The sequence below is a fragment of the Sediminicola sp. 1XM1-17 genome, assembly GCF_037203765.1.
In the GTDB taxonomy this organism is placed as follows: Bacteria; Bacteroidota; Bacteroidia; order Flavobacteriales; family Flavobacteriaceae; genus Sediminicola.
Window position 1 is genome coordinate 173,214 of the sequence record NZ_JBBCAS010000006.1, and the last position, 15,365, is coordinate 188,578.

The window sequence follows — 15,365 nt, forward strand, 5'->3', positions numbered from 1 at the left end:
TTTTTAATCAACTTAAGATGTATGAAAAAAGTTCTCTTATTGATTTGCTCTGTCTTGATATGTGCTTCAGTTATGGCACAGATAGATAGGGTTGAGCCTCCCTTTTGGTGGAGTGGTATGCAAAATACCCAGTTACAGGTCATGTTATACGGCAAGGATATTGCCAAATACAGTCCTGAAATAAAAGGTATTCCAATTATTGATGTGCATCGTCCGGAGAATCCCAATTACCTGTTCATCACCCTTGATACAAAGGAAGTGAAGGCGGGAGCTTTTGAAATTCTATTAAAGGACGGCAACAAACTGGTTGAGTCCCTTGATTACGAATTAAGGGAACGGAAACCAAATTCCGCCCAAAGGCAGGGTTATGATGCCTCGGATCTGATCTATTTATTGATGCCGGACCGGTTTGCCAATGGAAATCCGGCTATAGACTCGCATCCGGACGTCGTGGAGAAAGTTGATAGGAAGTTGGATGGGGGCCGCCATGGAGGGGATATCCAAGGTATCATAGACCATCTGGATTATATAGAGGAACTGGGGGCCACAGCCATATGGAGCACCCCACTTTGCGAGGATAACGATGAAAAGTATTCCTATCATACCTATGCCCAAAGTGATGTCTACAAGATAGACCCCAGATTTGGAACCAATGAGGATTACAAGCGCCTTGCTGCAGAACTCCATCAAAGGGACATGAAATTGATTTTTGATTATGTCACAAATCATTGGGGCATTACCCATTGGATGATGAAAGACCTGCCAACCTATGATTGGATACATCAGTTTCCGGGATATGGTCAGACCAATTACCGGATGACCACACAGATGGATCCCAACGCCTCACAATACGATTTTAGATATTGTATGGATGGATGGTTTGTAAAGACCATGCCGGATCTAAACCAGAAAAACCCCTTGGTATTGAATTATTTAACGCAAAATGCCATATGGTGGATTGAATATGCCGATTTGGATGGTTTCAGGGTTGATACCTATTCCTTTAACGATAAGGAGGGGATTGCCAAGTGGACCAAAGCCATCACCGACGAATATCCCAATTTTAATATTGCCGGAGAAGTTTGGATGCACGATCAGGCACAGATGGCCTATTGGCAAAAAGACAGTCAAATAGGTGCCATTCAGGGCTATAATTCCAACTTGCCCACAGTAATGGATTTTACATTGCATGATGCCATCATGGAGGTGTTCAAAGTGGAAAAGCCAACTTGGAACACAGGGATCATCCAGCTATATGAGAATTTCGTCAATGATTTTCTTTATCCGGATATCAACAACATCCTCATATTTGCAGAAAACCATGACACACCACGGATCAATGAACTTTATCCCAATTTTGAAGACTACCAATTGGCCATGACCCTCATTGCAACCGTTAGGGGGATACCCCAGATCTATTATGGCAGCGAGATAGGAATGAAAGGCGACAAGAATAAGGGGGATGGGGATATTCGCAGAGATTTTCCAGGTGGTTGGCAAGGTGATGTCACTTCTGCTTTTACGGCCAAAGGGCGCAGTGCCGAGCAGAACAAATATTTCAATTTCTCAAAAAAGCTTTTTAATTGGCGCAAAAATGCCAAGGCTATCCATCAAGGAAAAACGACCCAATATGTTCCCGAGGAAGAGGTTTATGTATATTTCAGATACACTTCTGACCAAACGGTAATGGTGATCCTCAACAATAACAAGACCTCAAAGAGCCTTTCACTGGAAAGGTTTGTCGAAAATCTGGGCGGTTACACAAAGGGGAGGGAAATACTGACAGATACCGAAATAAAATTGGGCAAACAACTTGCCATCGGTCCAAAGGCAAGTATGGTCATTGAACTGGAGAAGTAGTCCAGTTACTTAGGTAAATCATTAATGATATAGAAATTGTCAGCGGTTGAGAAAATTGAATTATAACCCCATGAAAAAATTTACATTTATTATCTTTAGTTGTCTCTCCTTGATGGTTATTTCAGAGGGATATGGGCAGGATAAAAAAGCAAAATCGGAGATGAAAAAGGTGCAGGAAGATAAAAAGGAGGTGGTTTACCAAGTGTTTACCCGTTTATTCGGAAATACGAACACTACAAATAAACCATGGGGGACTATCCAAGAGAACGGTGTTGGCAAATTTGCCGATTTTACCGATCAGGCCTTAAAGGGGATCAAGAACCTAGGGGTCACTTATATTTGGTATACCGGGATTCCCCACCATGCTGTCATCAATGATTATACAGCCTATGGCATTTCCAACGATGATCCGGATGTGGTTAAAGGAAGGGCCGGTTCGCCCTATGCGGTCAAGGATTATTATAATGTAAACCCGGATCTGGCCACAGATCCTGCGCGCAGATTGGATGAGTTCAAGGAGCTTATAGAGCGGACCCATAAAAATGGACTGAAGGTCATCATTGATATTGTCCCCAACCACGTGGCCAGAAGATATGAAGGAAAGAACAATCCAAAAGGGGTGGTCGACTTTGGTGCGGAGGACGATACGTCGGTAACCTATAAAAGAGACAATAATTTCTATTACAATCCAGGGGAGCCCTTTAAAGTACCCCATTGGGAGCACGGGTATGTGCCACTGGGCGGGGAGAATACAACTTCTGTAGATGGACATTTTGATGAGTTTCCGGCCAAATGGACAGGTAACGGCGCACGTTCCTCACAACCGGGATTCAACGATTGGTACGAGACCGTAAAGATCAATTATGGCATTACCCCGGATGGTGTACGTGAATTTGATTCCCTGCCGGAAGGATATGACAAGAAGGATTATAAGGCCCATTTTGAGTTTTGGAAGGACAAGGATGTGCCCAATAGCTGGAAAAAATTTAGGGACATCGCCCTGTATTGGATTGAAATGGGGGTCGATGGATTCCGATACGATATGGCGGAAATTGTGCCCGTTGAATTTTGGAGCTTTATGAACGCTACCATTAAAATGCAAAAACCGGATGCCTTTTTGATGGCCGAAGTTTACAATCCCAACTTATACAGGGACTATATCCATAAGGGAAAAATGGATTATCTGTATGACAAAGTAGGTTTGTACGATTCCTTGGTGCCCATTATGAAAGGTTACGGGTGGACAGACCAGATCAACACCGTGCAGAATAGTATGTTGGATATAGAACACCATATGTTGCACTTTTTGGAAAATCATGACGAACTTCGTTTGCCAAGTCCGGAATTCGCCGGTAGTGCCGAAGTGGGAAAGCCGGCAATGGTACTTTCTGCTACCATCAGTACCTCTCCGACCATGATCTATTTCGGACAAGAGGTTGGTGAACCGGGGAAAGAAAACCCGGGATTCGGGAGTGCGGGACGTACCTCTATCTTCGATTATATCGGGGTGCCCCACTTACAAAGATGGGTGAACAATAAAAAATTTGATGGAGGAGCCTTGAGACCAGAGGAAAAAGAGTTAAGGGATTTCTACAAAAGATTGTTGAATTTTACCATTAAAAGTAGTGCCCTGATGGGTGAATATCAAGAGGTGCATTCTTTTAATAGGGCGCATACGGAATGGTACAATCACCGGGTGTTTTCCTTTGCCAGATGGTCAAAAACAGAAAAATTGGTCGTCGTTACAAATTTTGATGCCAACGACACCTTTGGTTTTAGTCTTGGACTGCCACCTGATCTAATAGAAAAATGGCAATTGAAGGACGGGGATTATTTATTGACAGACCAATTATACGGTGAAGCCAAGGCAGTGTTGCGTGTTAAACAAGGAAATGCAAGAATGCGTGTAGATCTCAAACCGTTGCAGTCGTTTATCTTTAGACTGGAAAAATGATCTTAAGATTGGGCCAAGGCTTTTGTATGAAGTAAAATGGGCCATAGTAAATGAAAAAAAGGAGCTGGGGATTTTAAAACCACAGCTCCTTTTTTAATGGTAATTAACGTGTTGTTTTTTGATAGACATATCCTATTACGGCTCCTATAATACCATAAAATACGATATCTATTATCGCTTCCACCAAATGACCCGTCATATCCATCAGTTCAGAGGTACCATACCAGAGTAGGCCCATTCCCAAACCAACAAATATCCCAATCCATATTCCAAAGGCAAAGCCAGAGGCCGCACCATAATTTCCTGCAGCCCATTTGCTGTACAGGGTGCTTATGGCAAAAGTGCCGATCAAATTGCCCAAGGCTATGAACAACATATCTGGTGGATCTTTCATAATACTATTTGTGGCATGGACTTCAAAGAACGAGACCGTAGCTACTCCCCAAATGGCATATCCCAACAAGAACATGGTCAGGAACCCCAAAATTGTGGCCAATACGTTTGATTTTGAAAACATAGTTTATTGATTTAATTGGTTATGGTTACTTAAATATAGTTAATAATATTTTCGGTATTTATAATAAATTAACAAATAGGATAGCTTAAAAGATAACATCACTCTTGTTGTTTGCGACATGTCTTAAGAATCAATAAAATTCTAATAGTGTTAATTCCATTTCAAATTGTATTTTTGATGCTCATTAAAATTGTTAAAAATGAAAGTCTTTCGTTTTCTCTTGGGCCTATGTTGCCTACTGATCTTATCCAATTGTAAAAAAATGAACGAAACCTTAGTAATAGGACATAGAGGAGCCATGGGCCATGAAACAGAGAATACCCTAGCTTCTGTACAAAAAGCACTGGACTTGGGGGTAGACATGATAGAGATCGATGTCTTCAAGGTTAAAAGTGGGGAGATTGTGGTATTCCATGACGAAACCCTGGAGAGACTCTCTAATGCCGGCGGTAGCATTGAGGATTACAATATATTTGATCTTAAACAGGTGATCTTGGACGGTAACCACAGAATACCCATGTTACAGGATGTCTTGAAACTGATAGACCATAAGGTGCCGTTGAACATTGAATTAAAAGGAGCAGGAACTGCCGACCGTGTCAACTTTATAATTGAGTATTATGTAAAGGAAAGGGGTTGGAAACTACAGGATTTCCTGATTTCCAGTTTTAATTGGGATGAATTGAGGGACATGCGCAAATTGAACAAAGATATAGCCATAGCAGTCCTTACCGATGGCAATCCATCAGAGGCCATTCCAGTGGCCAAAGAACTCGGTGCGGTCGCCATCAATCCGGCCTACAATACGCTGAACGAAGAAAAAGTAGAGGAAATAAAGGCCGCTGGGTTCAAAATATATACCTATACCGTAAACGAGCCTGAGGATATTGAAAATATGAAAGATTTGGGAGTGGACGGTATTTTTACAAACTTTCCAGAACGGATGCGTTAATGTATGATGTTGTAATTATTGGGGGTGGTGCAGCAGGTTTCTTTGCGGCCATCCAAATGGCAGAGGAAGATCCCGGTTTAAAAATAGTTCTTTTGGAGCGTGGGAAGGAAGTCCTTTCCAAAGTAAAGATATCCGGTGGCGGAAGATGTAACGTGACCCATGCCGAGTTTGATCCAGGTGAATTGGTACATCATTATCCCAGGGGCGAAAAAGAATTGTTAGGGCCCTTCCATACGTTTTGCAGTGGGGATACCATGGCATTTTTTGAGCGTAGGGGCGTACCTTTGAAAATTGAGGAAGACGGTCGTATGTTTCCAGTTTCCAATAGTTCACAGACCATAATAGATTGTTTTTTGAATGAAGTTGGCCGTTTGGGAATAACGGTCCTAAAGAACAGTTCGGTTACGGCCATCACAAGATCGGACCATGGATTTACAATCCAATCCATTAAAGCAGAATATCGGGCCAAAAAAATATTGGTGGCAACAGGCAGTAACCCCAAAATTTGGAAGATGCTCGAGAATATGGGGCACTCCATTGTACCTCCCGTGCCCTCGCTCTTTACCTTCAATATAAAGGACGAACGTATTTCGGGTATTCCCGGTGTAAGTACCCATGCTATGGTTGAGGTATTGCCACAGAATCCCATAGGTTCCAAGGTAAACATTCCCCTTAAGAGTAAAGTGCCACAACAGTCCAACCTACAATCGGAAGGTCCATTGCTTATCACCCACTGGGGAATGAGCGGGCCTGCAATTTTAAAATTGTCTGCCTGGGGTGCCAGGGTGCTGCACGATTACCATTATAAATTCAAAATACGGGTGAACTGGTTGCCGGCCTATCATGAAGGCGCTGTGTTCCAGCAGCTTTTGACCATCAAGGAAATTGAGGCAAAAAAGACCGTTTTGCGAACCACTGCCTTTGAAATCCCAAAAAGGTTATGGATCAATCTGGTAAAGGCTGCTGGGATTTCAGATAAGACCAAATGGGCTGATATTGCTAAGAACGATTTACAGGAATTGAGCTTGCAGTTGGTAGGTTCCGAATTCTCGGTAGATGGGAAAAGTACTTTTAAAGAGGAATTTGTTACCGCGGGAGGTATAGACCTAAAGGAAATAAATTTCAAGACCTATGAAAGTAAAATTGTGCCTGGCCTCTATTTTGCTGGTGAAGTCATGGATGTAGATGCCATTACGGGAGGTTTCAATTTTCAAAATGCATGGACGGGTGCTTTCATTGCAGCCAAAGCAATAGCTGCTAACTAATTAACAATATCCTTGCCAAGTGCCAGCTTAATTTAATTCCCAAATCTTATAGTTCAGAACAGTTGCAAAACACACCCAAAGGAAATAGGGGATCAATAAATATGCTGCCGTTCTATGTACTACCTTGAACCATTTGATGGTCAAAACGATTAATACCAGTAGAGCCAAAATGATCAAGAGGGCCATCAAAGGATTCTGAAAACCAAAGAAAACAATGCTCCATAGGGCATTGAGCAGTAATTGGAAACCAAAATGGTACAAGGCCGTTTTTACCCAAACATGATAGAAACCCCTTGCCCAGACCAGCCCTGCCGCTACGCCCATCATAATATAGAGCACGGTCCAAACCGGCGCAAAGATCCAATTTGGTGGGTTGAAGCTTGGCTTTTTCAAGGTTACATACCAATCATTTATGGAGGACTGGGTCGCAAAACTGGATAAAAATCCAATAAGCAGACAAACCGTAACGCAGATGGTAATGTAGTATAATCTTTTTTTCAAAATTTGGCTGTAAGACCCTAAAATAGTAATTTATTTTATTCGGGACCATCGTAAAACACCTTAAAAACTATCTTTGCAAAAACTTTTCATTAAATGATAGGAACAGACTTCGTCCCTTCGGCCTATTCAAATTCAGTGGCCAAAGGTAAGATCACGTGGAAATCACCAAGCAATATTGCGCTAGTGAAATATTGGGGCAAGAAAGAGAACCAGATTCCAGCGAATCCTTCCGTCAGTTTTACCCTGGACACCTGTGCCACGACCACAACAGTAACGTATCGCAAATTGGAAGAAGAAGGTAAAGATTACTCCTTTGATCTCTTCTTCGAAGGAGAGCCCAAGGAATCGTTCAGGCCAAAAATCTTGACCTTTTTTAAGCGGGTGGAACACTACCTGCCTTTTTTAAAATCCTATCATTTTACCATTGATACCTCCAATTCCTTTCCCCATAGCAGTGGTATTGCTTCCTCGGCAAGTGGAATGAGTGCTCTAGCCCTATGTTTGATGAGCATTGAAAAGGAATTGCAACCAGAAATGGACCCAGGGCATTTCAATAGGAAAGCTTCGTTCCTGGCCCGTTTGGGCTCGGGCAGTGCCTGCAGAAGTATAGAAGGCGATCTAATGCAATGGGGATTGCATAAGGATACCCAAGGAAGCTCCAATGAATATGCCATCAAATACCCCTTTCCGGTCCACGATGTATTCAAGAATTATCAGGATACTATTTTATTGGTGGATAAAGGGCAAAAACAAGTCAGTAGTACCGTAGGGCACGACCTAATGCATGGGCACCCCTTCGCGGAACAGCGATTTTTACAGGCACATGCCAATCTCACCAAATTACAGGATGTTTTTGCCCAAGGTGACCTGAATGGGTTCATAGAGATCGTGGAAAGTGAAGCGCTTACGCTACACGCCATGATGATGACCAGTTTGCCCTATTTTATTTTGATGAAGCCCCATACCTTGGAAATCATCAATAAAATTTGGGCCTTTAGGGAGCGGACCAATACCCACGTATGTTTTACCCTCGATGCAGGGGCCAACGTGCACGTTTTATATCCTGAGTCAGAGCAGGAAATAGTTTATCAATTTATTAAGAATGAGTTGGTTGCATATTGTGAAAACGGGCAGTATATTTGCGATACAATTGGATATGGAGCCAAAAAGATGTAAATTAATATCATTATTGGCGAAATAAGGCGTTATTTGTATATCGCTTTTAAGATCCAATTTTTTAAAAAGGCTATGAAAGGACCATTATTTTACTCTAAAATTTTACTTTTTGGGGAATACGGGATTATAAAGGACTCTAAAGGACTTTCCATTCCCTATAATTTCTTCAAGGGCGCCCTAAAAACAAGCAAGAATCTTACGGAAATTGCAAAGAAATCCAATGAGAGCCTGAGGGCATTTGCGCTGTATTTGGAAAAAGTGCAGGTTGAAAATCCGGAATTGGTAAAATTTGATCTCGAATCACTGAATGAGGATATTGCCAATGGCATGTATTTTGACAGTTCCATACCGCAAGGTTATGGAGTGGGTAGCAGTGGAGCCCTTGTTGCAGCCATTTATGATAAATACGCTGTAGAAAAGATTACGGTCCTGGAAAATTTAACCCGGGAAAAATTACTCACCTTGAAGTCCATTTTTGGAACTATGGAATCCTTTTTCCATGGCAAGTCTTCCGGTTTGGATCCCTTGAACAGTTATTTAAGCTTACCGATCTTGATAAATTCAAAGGACAATATAGAATCTACCAGTATACCTTCCCAAAACTTGGAAGGTAAAGGCGCAGTATTCTTATTGGATAGCGGTATCATTGGAGAAACCGCGCCTATGGTTCAGATCTTCATGGAGCAAATGAAGCAGGACGGTTTTAGGAATATGCTGAAAGATCAGTTCATTAAACATACAGATGCCTGTGTGGAAGATTTTATCAGTGGTAACATGAAATCACTTTTTGGAAATCTGAAGCAGCTCTCCAACGTGGTGCTGGACAATTTTAAACCTATGATTCCTGCTGAATTCCACAAACTTTGGAAGAACGGCATAGAAACCAACGATTATTACCTTAAGCTTTGCGGTTCAGGTGGCGGTGGTTATATTTTAGGTTTTACCCAAGATATTGATAAAGCAAAAAAAGCATTGCAAGGTTATAAGTTGGAAGTGGTCTATAACTTCTAAGGTTTGAACCATGCTTAGTAGAAAGAACAAGCTCCTTTTATTAAAGATCTTGAGTCTTGTTTCCGTGGTACGTGGATACAATATTCTTATGATTGTATTTGCCCAATACCTGGCATCCATATATATTTTGGCACCAGATCTGCCCTTGAGAAGGGTTGTCTTCGATATCAACCTCTTTGTTTTGGTCACCGCTTCTGCCCTGGTAATCGCTGGGGGGTATATCATCAACAATTTTTATGATGCAGAAAAGGATTTGATCAACAAACCCAGAAAGACGATGTTGGACCGATTGGTAAGTCAGCGGACGAAGCTGACCACCTATTTTGTACTCAACTTCCTTTCGGTCTTTTTGGCGAGTTATGTATCCTTTAAGGCAGTTGTTTTCTTTTCGGCCTATATATTTGGGATCTGGTTATACTCCCATAAATTGAAGAAGGTGCCCTTTGTAGGCAATATGGTATCCGCTATTCTGGCCATTACACCCTTTTTTATCGTGTTTGTCCATTACAAAAATTTTGAAGCCCAAATTTTCGTACATGCCGTTTTTCTGTTCCTATTGATATTGGCCAGGGAAATGATCAAGGATATGGAGAACATGGCCGGGGATTTGGCACAGAACTACAAGACCATCCCTATTCTGTATGGGGAGGTTTTTTCCAAGGTTGGCATCAGTATTCTGGTGGCTCTAACCTTGGTGCCCTCGTTATTGCTGATTACCTCTTTTGATGTGGGATACATGTACATTTACTTCATGGGGGCAATTGTTTTATTGCTCTTCTTTCTGGTGCTGCTGTGGAAATCCAATAGCAGGAAGCATTACGTATGGCTCCATAATATCCTAAAATTGATCATCATCGTAGGGGTGTTCAGTATCTTGTTGATCGATGTTGATATGGTATTAAATAGAATATTCTAATGGAAAACTTGCTGAAAGTCGCCCTAGCGCAAATTAGTCCCATATGGCTGAACAAAAAGGCCACGCTTCAAAAAATAGAAGATACCCTCCTAGAAGCTTCTTCCCAAAAAGCGGAATTGGTTGTCTTTGGGGAGGCACTTTTGCCTGGATATCCATTTTGGTTGGCACTGACCAACGGTGCTGCTTGGGATTTGAAGATAAATAAGGAAATACACGCCCATTATGTGCGGAATGCCATACAGGTAGAAGCAGGAGAATTGGATTCTATTTGCGCCTTGGCCAGGGAAAATAAGTTGGCCATTTATTTGGGTGTCATGGAGCGTGCCAAGGATAGGGGAGGTCATAGTATTTATTGTTCGTTGGTCTATATCAGTGCCTTGGGTGAGATAAAGTCCGTTCATCGAAAACTACAACCTACGTATGACGAAAGGTTGACATGGGCACAGGGAGATGGGAATGGCCTTCGGGTACATCGCTTAAAACAATTCACCGTTGGGGGACTTAATTGTTGGGAAAATTGGATGCCATTACCTAGAGCGGCACTTTACGGGCAGGGAGAGAATTTACATATTGCTGTTTGGCCTGGCAATGAAGTAAATACTAAAGACATCACTAGATTTATAGCGAGGGAATCCAGGAGTTATGTCATTTCCGTGAGCTCATTGATGAAAAAGGCTGATTTTCCTGAGGACACCCCTTATTTAAAGGAAATATTGGAAAAGGCCCCCGATATTCTCGGCAATGGGGGATCGTGTATCGCTGGTCCCGATGGCCAATGGATATTGGAACCTGTGGTAGACGCCGAGGGATTGATCTACCAAACACTAGATTTTAATAGGGTCTATGAAGAGCGCCAAAATTTTGATCCTTCAGGTCATTATTCCAGGCCCGATGTCACGAAGCTTTATGTGAACAGGGAGCGCCAATCCACCATAGAGTTTAAGGATTAATTCACCCGTCATAGCTTAACCAACTATATAAAAGGTAATTGCTGTAATCCTGAATTTCCTTTGTACCTTTGTGGAAATATTTTAGTAGATAATACGTATGGGAAGGTCAGATGACAATAAAGATAGGAAAGCTTCGGGAAGAGGAGAAGGTTTTAAGAAGAAGAGCTTTGCAAGGGGCAATGCACCTATAAAAAGGAAATCTGAAGGAGATAAGAAACCTTCCGATCCCAATGTAATTCGTTTGAACAAGTATGTGGCCAATTCCGGGGTTTGCTCCAGAAGGGATGCCGATATTTATATTGCCTCCGGGAACGTAACCGTAAATGGAAAGCCAGTTACTGAAATGGGTTATAAGGTGAAGCTTACCGATGTCGTTAAATTTGACGGTCGGTTGTTGAGCCCTGAGAAAAAGGAGTACGTGCTTTTGAACAAGCCCAAGGATTTCGTGACTACTACCACAGATTCAAGGGGAAGAAGATCGGCAATGCAATTGGTGTTGAATGCCTCCAAATCCAAAATTTCACCTATTGGTCGTTTGGATAAGGACGATACCGGACTTATTCTTTTTACCAACGATGGGGAAATGGCAAAGCGTTTGGCCAGACCACAGAACGGGTTGAGAAAGATCTACCATGTGGTGCTCGATAAAAATTTGAAATTCGAAGACTTAAAAGCCATTGAAGAAGGGGTTACGATAGATGAAAGTGTGATCAGGGTGGCCGAAATAAGCTATATAGATAATGCACCCAAGCGCGAAGTGGGAATTGAAATCCACAGTACCCGAAACAAGGCGGTTCAAAGAATATTTGAGCATCTTGGCTATGAGGTAGAAAAATTGGACAGGGTGGTCTATGCCGGCTTAACCAAAAAAGATTTGCCTAGGGGCCATTGGAGGTACCTTACGGAGCAAGAAGTGATCAATTTGGGGATGATCAAATAGATCACTCGCAAAAAGAAATAAAAAAGGGGCCAAAAACATATGTTTTTGGCCCCTTTTTTTAAGGCAAATGGTTTTACTTCATTTTATTTCTGATCTCCTTCAGACACAGATTGCCCAAACTCCCTTCATGGGTATGTTCAATATCCCGTTTTGGGGAAAAATTCCCTGCATTGATCTCCATTCCCATTTTCTTGTAGGCGTCCCGGAACGGCATCCCACCCAATACCAAGTCGTTCAAGGTGTCCACGCTAAATAGGTAGTCGTATTTGGGGTCTTCCAAGATACCTTTGTTCACCTTGATTTCCTTTAAACTGAAGGTCAGTATTTCCAAGCACGCCTTTAAATCTTGTATGGCGGGAACTATTACCTCTTTTACCAATTGAAGGTCTCTATGGTATCCGCTAGGTAGATTGTTGGTGATCAAAATGAGTTGGTTGGGAACGGCCTGAAGCTTGTTGCATTTGCCCCTCACCAATTCAAATACATCGGGGTTCTTCTTATGTGGCATGATGCTAGAGCCCGTAGTGAGTTCATCTGGAAAAGAGACAAAATTGAAATTCTGGCTCATGTACAGGCAGATGTCCATGGCCATTTTAGATAGGGTAGCTGCAATGCTGCTCATCCCAAAAGCCGTAGCTTTTTCTACTTTTCCGCGACCCATTTGGGCGGCTACCACGTTGTATTTCATTGTCCCAAATCCCAATTCCTTAGTGGTGAAACTGCGGTCTATGGGAAAGGAACTGCCGTATCCGGCTGCACTTCCCAGCGGATTCTGATCGGCAACCTTATAGGCCGCATCTATAAAATATAGGTCGTCCACAAGAGTTTCTGCATAGGCAGAAAACCAAAGTCCGAATGAAGAAGGCATGGCAATCTGCAAATGGGTATATCCCGGTAGCAAAACATCTTTGTGCTGTTCGGCCAACTTTAGCAGCAGGTTGAACAATTCTTGGGTCATTCCTTTGATTTCAGAAAGCTCATTTTTTAGATACAGGTGCATGGCCACCAAGACCTGATCATTCCTGGATCGTGCCGTGTGGATCTTTTTTCCGGTATCCCCTAGTTTTTCGGTCAGTACGTATTCGATCTTCGAATGCATGTCCTCAAAAGAGTCCTCAATGGTGAATTTTCCAGATTCAATGGATTGGTTGATATGATCCAATTCTGTGCATAGGGCCTGGGTCTCTTCTTTGGTCAACAATCCTATTTTGCCCAACATTTTTGCATGGGCCTTGGAAGCGATTACGTCGTATTTGGCCAACACCAAATCCAGTTCCCTGTCATTGCCCACTGTAAAATGGTCTATTTTCTTATCCGTACTAAATCCTTTGTCCCAAAGTTTCATATGTTATTGTTTTCAGGTTTTCGATGTATCCTAAATCATCCGTTTTTAAATCTTGTGCACTGTTAGTGCAGGAATCCTTCTAAAATTTTAATATACAAATCTATCCCCTCTTCAATCTCATCTACATAGATAAATTCATCGGCAGAATGAGATCTGGTGCTGTCACCAGGTCCCAATTTCAAGGATTGACAGCTCAGGGCCGCTTGGTCCGATAGGGTTGGGGACCCGTAAGTGCTTCTTCCCAATTTTATCCCGGATTGTACCAAGGGATGATTTTTGTCTATGGAAGAGGAATTGAGTCGAAGTGAGCGTGCCTTTATCGCACAAGGGGCCTCCTTGGAGAGTATATCGGCAATCTCTTTATTGCTGTAGCGGTCATTTACCCGTACATCCACCACTAGATCCACTTTTGCAGGAACCACATTGTGCTGACTTCCGGCATTTATTTGGGTAACGGTAAGTTTTACCTCTCCCAGGGCTTCGGAAACTTTTTCAAAGGAATAGTTCTGAAACCACTGCAGTACTTCAATGGTATTGTATATGGCATTATCGGTATTGGGATGTGCCGCATGGGAGGGGGTGCCTTTTACTTCGGCATCAAAAACCACCAATCCTTTTTCCGCTATGGCCAGGTTCATCAAGGTAGGTTCTCCCACAATGGCCACATCAATATGTGGTAAAATTGGCAGCATACTGTTAAGACCATTGGGCCCAGAACTTTCTTCCTCTGCGGAAGCCACTATGATGATGTTGTGGTTGAGGTCTTCTTTCTCATAAAAGTGGGTAAAAGTAGCTATCAAGGAAACCAAGCACCCTCCGGCATCATTACTGCCCAGGCCAAATAATTTGCCGTCCTCAATATGGGGGTGGAATGGGTCCTTCGTGTAGGCCGAGTTTGGTTTTACCGTGTCATGATGTGAATTCAGTAGCAAGGTAGGTTTGCTTTCATCATAGTATTTGTTGAAAGCGTATACATTATTTTTCTCCCTTTTGAACGCAATATCAAAAGAAGAAAACCAAGCTTCAATGGCATCGGCAGTTTGACCCTCTTCCGAGGAAAAAGATGGTATGGAGATCAATTGGTGTAAAAGGGCAATTGCTTTATCTGTCAGTTGTTTTTGGGCCATGCTCATAATGTTATGGTTGTAAATAAGGTCGAATTAGGTTGTAACATGGAAATATCGCCTATACAGACCTTGCTCACTTTTTTGTTCAGGGCATGAAAGCAATTCTCCATTTTTGGCAGCATGCCATCGGCAATAATTTTTTGGTCCAATAAATCTTGGTAGGATTTGGTGTTGATATGCTTTACTACGGAATCATCTTTGGCTATATCCAGTAATACCCCCTTTTTTTCAAAGCAGTAGTACAAGGTTGTTTCATAGAGCGTACTCATCCCAATGGCAATTTCTGAGGCAATGGTATCGGCATTGGTATTCAATAGTTGTCCTTTTCCATTATGGGTAATGGCACAGAATACAGGTACTAACCCAGAGGTCAGGAGGGCGTTTATGGTGTTGGCGTTTATGCCGTCCACATCCCCGGCATACCCGTAGTCTATAGTTTTTACGGGCCGCTTATGGGCTTGAATGGTATTGCCATCGGCACCGCTGAGACCAATGGCATTACAATTGTTGGCCTGCAATTGAGCCACAATGTTTTTATTGGCCAGGCCGCCATAGACCATGGTGATTACTTTTAAGCTTTCCTCGTCCGTAATTCTTCTTCCGCCGACCAACTGGGATTTTATGCCTAATTTCTCCGCTAATTGAGTGGCCAGTTTGCCACCACCATGGACTAAAATTTTAAGGCCCTCCATGGCAGAAAAAGCACTGAGAAATCTGGACAGTTCACTTTCGTCTTCTATAACGTTCCCTCCGATTTTTATAATGGACAATTTTTGTTTCATGCTTTTGGTTTCTTGTTTCCTGCTCTTCTAGAGCTGTAATATGTTTTAATGGGGCATAACATCCATATG

14 protein-coding genes are annotated in these 15,365 nt (G+C 42.3%); 9 read left to right on the plus strand and 5 right to left on the minus strand.

What is annotated here, in order from left to right; all coding sequences use genetic code 11:
* The first annotated feature begins 21 nt into the window (after nucleotides 1-21).
* Nucleotides 22-1,860 (plus strand): glycoside hydrolase family 13 protein, encoded by a 1,839-nt coding sequence (locus WAA86_RS10680; RefSeq protein WP_337300994.1) that lies wholly within the window; start codon nucleotides 22-24, stop codon nucleotides 1,858-1,860.
* Between the two features lie 70 nt (nucleotides 1,861-1,930).
* Nucleotides 1,931-3,814: an alpha-amylase family glycosyl hydrolase gene (locus WAA86_RS10685; protein ID WP_443217583.1), complete on the plus strand. Its 1,884-nt coding sequence runs from the start codon at nucleotides 1,931-1,933 to the stop codon at nucleotides 3,812-3,814.
* Between the two features lie 103 nt (nucleotides 3,815-3,917).
* Here WAA86_RS10685 and WAA86_RS10690 read toward each other — a convergent pair whose 3' ends face one another.
* The gene (locus tag WAA86_RS10690; protein ID WP_337300995.1) at nucleotides 3,918-4,331 is read right to left on the minus strand and encodes a hypothetical protein; all 414 of its coding nucleotides are present in this window, start codon (nucleotides 4,329-4,331) and stop codon (nucleotides 3,918-3,920) included.
* 199 nt (nucleotides 4,332-4,530) lie between these two features.
* On the opposite strand from WAA86_RS10690, the gene WAA86_RS10695 reads away from it, so the two are divergent.
* Complete coding sequence (locus tag WAA86_RS10695) at nucleotides 4,531-5,283, plus strand: glycerophosphodiester phosphodiesterase (protein ID WP_337300996.1); 753 nt, start codon at nucleotides 4,531-4,533, stop codon at nucleotides 5,281-5,283.
* Nucleotides 5,283-6,548, plus strand: coding sequence for an NAD(P)/FAD-dependent oxidoreductase (locus WAA86_RS10700; RefSeq protein WP_337300997.1), 1,266 nt, complete (start codon nucleotides 5,283-5,285; stop codon nucleotides 6,546-6,548). The genes WAA86_RS10695 and WAA86_RS10700 overlap by 1 nt, the downstream gene beginning before the upstream one ends.
* A gap of 27 nt (nucleotides 6,549-6,575) precedes the next feature.
* Here WAA86_RS10700 and WAA86_RS10705 read toward each other — a convergent pair whose 3' ends face one another.
* Nucleotides 6,576-7,049, minus strand: a complete 474-nt coding sequence (locus WAA86_RS10705; RefSeq protein WP_337300998.1) for a TspO/MBR family protein — start codon at nucleotides 7,047-7,049, stop codon at nucleotides 6,576-6,578.
* Nucleotides 7,050-7,142: 93 nt separating this feature from the next.
* Here WAA86_RS10705 and WAA86_RS10710 point away from each other — a divergent pair, with 93 nt between their 5' ends.
* The 5 genes from WAA86_RS10710 to WAA86_RS10730 all read left to right on the plus strand — a co-directional run bounded on the left by WAA86_RS10710 (nucleotide 7,143) and on the right by WAA86_RS10730 (nucleotide 12,042).
* The gene (locus WAA86_RS10710; protein WP_337300999.1) at nucleotides 7,143-8,225 is read left to right on the plus strand and encodes a diphosphomevalonate/mevalonate 3,5-bisphosphate decarboxylase family protein; all 1,083 of its coding nucleotides are present in this window, start codon (nucleotides 7,143-7,145) and stop codon (nucleotides 8,223-8,225) included.
* A 72-nt stretch (nucleotides 8,226-8,297) separates the two neighbouring features.
* Nucleotides 8,298-9,236: a mevalonate kinase family protein gene (locus WAA86_RS10715; RefSeq protein ID WP_337301000.1), complete on the plus strand. Its 939-nt coding sequence runs from the start codon at nucleotides 8,298-8,300 to the stop codon at nucleotides 9,234-9,236.
* Between the two features lie 10 nt (nucleotides 9,237-9,246).
* Nucleotides 9,247-10,152 (plus strand): geranylgeranylglycerol-phosphate geranylgeranyltransferase, encoded by a 906-nt coding sequence (locus WAA86_RS10720; RefSeq protein WP_337301001.1) that lies wholly within the window; start codon nucleotides 9,247-9,249, stop codon nucleotides 10,150-10,152.
* Nucleotides 10,152-11,102, plus strand: coding sequence for a carbon-nitrogen hydrolase family protein (locus WAA86_RS10725; RefSeq protein WP_337301002.1), 951 nt, complete (start codon nucleotides 10,152-10,154; stop codon nucleotides 11,100-11,102). Before WAA86_RS10720 ends, WAA86_RS10725 begins: the two co-directional genes overlap by 1 nt.
* A 97-nt stretch (nucleotides 11,103-11,199) precedes the next feature.
* Entirely contained in the window at nucleotides 11,200-12,042 is an 843-nt protein-coding gene (locus tag WAA86_RS10730; protein WP_337301003.1) for a pseudouridine synthase, read from the plus strand.
* A 73-nt stretch (nucleotides 12,043-12,115) separates the two neighbouring features.
* On the opposite strand, the gene argH is transcribed toward WAA86_RS10730, so the two are convergent.
* The 3 genes from argH to argB form a co-directional block, all read right to left on the minus strand.
* Nucleotides 12,116-13,387, minus strand: a complete 1,272-nt coding sequence (gene argH / locus WAA86_RS10735) for an argininosuccinate lyase (RefSeq protein ID WP_337301004.1) — start codon at nucleotides 13,385-13,387, stop codon at nucleotides 12,116-12,118.
* A 62-nt stretch (nucleotides 13,388-13,449) separates the two neighbouring features.
* Nucleotides 13,450-14,514 carry a M20 family metallo-hydrolase gene (locus tag WAA86_RS10740; protein WP_337301005.1) on the minus strand — a complete coding sequence of 355 codons (1,065 nt, stop codon included), beginning with the start codon at nucleotides 14,512-14,514 and terminating at the stop codon, nucleotides 13,450-13,452.
* Nucleotides 14,515-14,516: 2 nt separating this feature from the next.
* On the minus strand, nucleotides 14,517-15,296 hold the full coding sequence (gene argB, locus WAA86_RS10745; protein WP_337301006.1) for an acetylglutamate kinase: 780 nt from the start codon (nucleotides 15,294-15,296) through the stop codon (nucleotides 14,517-14,519).
* Nucleotides 15,297-15,365 lie beyond the last annotated feature (69 nt).